1 protein-coding gene and 2 pseudogenes are annotated in these 2,604 nt (G+C 65.1%); 2 read left to right on the top strand and 1 reads right to left on the bottom strand.

Translation table 11 applies throughout. The features are described 5' to 3' along the window. Nucleotides 1–620: pseudogene (locus tag EOA75_RS31695) on the bottom strand (glycosyltransferase family 4 protein); the annotation flags it as partial. A gap of 195 nt (nt 621–815) precedes the next feature. Between EOA75_RS31695 and EOA75_RS31690 the strand changes: the two are divergent. Together EOA75_RS31690 and EOA75_RS31685 are read left to right on the top strand one after the other, a co-directional pair. Then, entirely contained in the window at nt 816–2,312 is a 1,497-nt protein-coding gene (locus tag EOA75_RS31690) for a lipopolysaccharide biosynthesis protein (protein WP_127326051.1), read from the top strand. Nucleotides 2,313–2,393: 81 nt separating this feature from the next. Then, nucleotides 2,394–2,604 (top strand): annotated as a pseudogene (locus EOA75_RS31685) (phosphoribosyltransferase); the annotation flags it as partial.

Below are 2,604 nucleotides of genomic sequence, written 5' to 3'. Positions count from 1 at the left end.
CGCAGCGCGCCGAACCAGCCGATACGCCAAGGCGGCGCCGCCGGACTGTCGTCCTCGCGGCGATGATCCGCCGGCACGGGCATGGTGTCGAAATATTTGTTCTCGATCAGCTCGACCGGCGCCGCGATTTGCCCGAACGGCTTGAAATAATTGGCAACGAAGGCGGGAGAGCTGGTCACCAGAAGCTTGACGTCGCGGGCCAGATGGCGTTCGGCGCCGCGCAACGTCTTGCCGATCAGGTCGTTGCGCAACACCAGCCGATGGATGTCGAGGCACTCGTAGACGATCGGCACGCTGGCGCCGAAAGCGCGCCTGGCGCGGCTGGCAAGCGCCAGCATCTCGAGATTGCGCGCGATGATCAGGTCGGGTCGCGCCAGGCCCGCGAATTTGGCGCCGATCGACATGGCGGCCTTGGCAACTGCGCCGATGCGCTGGGCGAATCGGCCATCGCGCGTCGGTCCGAGGTCGACGGGCCTGATGCCTTCGATCTCGGCGATCGGATTGGAGGTGCGACGGAAGCCCGCCAGGGTTATCCCGGCGCCGCCTGCCCTGAGCATTTTTATCCTCCGGCGCACCGCCGGGTCGGATATGTCATGCACAAGGTACAAGACATGCAGCATGAAACTCGACCGCTTTTGGGCCCGCCACCCAAGAGGGGATGCTAGTACAGCTTTTGCTGCATCGCAACATTTTTGGTGCAGCGTAGCAATCGGCGCACATTTTTTGTTGCGCTGCAAAAACTTCTTGCGGTAGTTTGTGCATGGCGGCGGGCGCCGGTCGCGACGATGACTGGCGCAAAATCAGGAATCCAGAATTTGGAAACCAGTGCATTCGATCCGCCCGAGGGCTCCCTGCGCAGATCGGTCGGGCGCGGCGCCGTCGTCACCGCGATGGCGCAGGGCGTGCGGGTCGCCACCCAAATCGTGTCGGTCATCGTGCTGTCGAGGCTTTTGTCGCCGCAGGATTTCGGCGTCGTGGCGATGTGCGCGCCGGTGCTCGCCTTCATCGCGCTGTTCCAGGATTTCGGCCTGACCCAGGCGACGATCCAGAAAACCGGCATCCGGCACGAAGAGGTCAACTACCTCTTCTGGATCAACACGGCGGTGAGCGCGATCCTGGCCTTCGTGCTTGCTGCGGCGGCTCCCCTGGTGGCCGCCTTCTACGGCGAGCCGCGCGTCACGGGGCTGGTTGCCGCCTTCGGCCTGCAGATCATGGCCTATGGTCTCGGCGCCCAGCATCTGGCGTTGCTGACGCGCCGCATGGAATTCAGCCGGCTCGCCGTCATCGACGTCGCCAGCGCCGTTACGGGCCTTGTGGTCTCGATCGCCTGGACCTTCATCGACCGCTCCTATTGGGCGCTTTTTGCCGGTACGCTGACCGGCGCCGTGTTGCCGACGCTTTGCTACTGGGTGTCATCGCGCTGGCGTCCGGGGCTGCCGCGCAAGGTCGAAGGCATCAGCCAGCTGATCAATTTCGGCGCCGGCATCACCGGCTTCAACTTCGCCAATTTCTTCGCCCGCAACCTCGACAATGTGCTGATCGGCAAATATTGGGGCGAGGCGCAGCTCGGCCTCTACGACCGCGCCTACAAGCTGCTGCTTTTCCCGCTCAGCCAGATCACCAACCCGCTGTCGAAGGTGATGGTGCCGGCACTTTCGCGGCTGAAGGACGAGCCGGACCGTTATCGCAGCGCCTATCTGCGCGTCATGCCGCTGATCCTCCTGGTGGCGTTGCCGGGCGTGGCCTTCGCCACCGCCATGTCGGATACGCTCATTCCTTTCGTGCTCGGCCCGCAATGGCGGGAGAGCGCCAACATTTTCCTCGCGCTGGGCTTCGCCGGCCTGCTGCAGCCGCTCAACAATCCGGCCGGATGGCTGTTCGTCAGCCAGGGCCGTTCGGGCGATTTCATGCGCTGGGGCATCATCACCGCCGTCACCTCGGTGCTGGCCTTCGCCATCGGCCTGCCTTATGGCGCGCTCGGCGTCGCGGTCGCCTATGCGGTCAGCGAATATCTGCGGACGCCTTTCCTCTGGCTCTATGTCGGCAAGGCCGGGCCGCTGCAGGCGAGCCATGTGCTGCACGCAGCCGCCCCCTTCGTGCTCGGCGCGCATCTGGCGCTGGCCCTGGTCTGGGTCGCCAAGCCGATGCTGCCGGCGCAGCCCATCATCGCTCTCGCAGGCGGCGCGGTGCTGTCCTATGTCGTCACCATCATCGTCGCGCTCGCCTTCGGCGCCGGCCGCGAGGCGCTTCGGGAGGCCCTGCGGCTGATCCCGGCGCGCGGGTTTTCGCCCGCGCCCAGTGAGGCGAAATGACCTTGCCGGCGCAAACCGCCAGGCATTCCGGCCGCCGCCGGACAGCCCAAAACTGCTGATTCTTGAGGGTTAGGCAACAGCATGAATTACCGATCGATCTCAGACATGAACGACGCGATCGCGCGGAACCTGCACCGGCTGCCGCGCGACATCGACCTGGTGGTTGGCGTGCCGCGAAGCGGCATCCTCGCCGCGACGCTGGTCAGCCTGACGGCGAATATCCCGATGACCGATCTCGACAGCTTTCTCGCCGGCAAGATCTACACCTCGGGGATCACCAAGCGGCGTGCGG

The sequence above is a fragment of the Mesorhizobium sp. M1A.F.Ca.IN.022.07.1.1 genome (assembly GCF_003997575.1).
Classification (GTDB): domain Bacteria; phylum Pseudomonadota; class Alphaproteobacteria; order Rhizobiales; family Rhizobiaceae; genus Mesorhizobium.
Note: the sequence above shows the minus strand (reverse complement) of the source record. Positions and strands in the feature narration are given on the sequence as shown.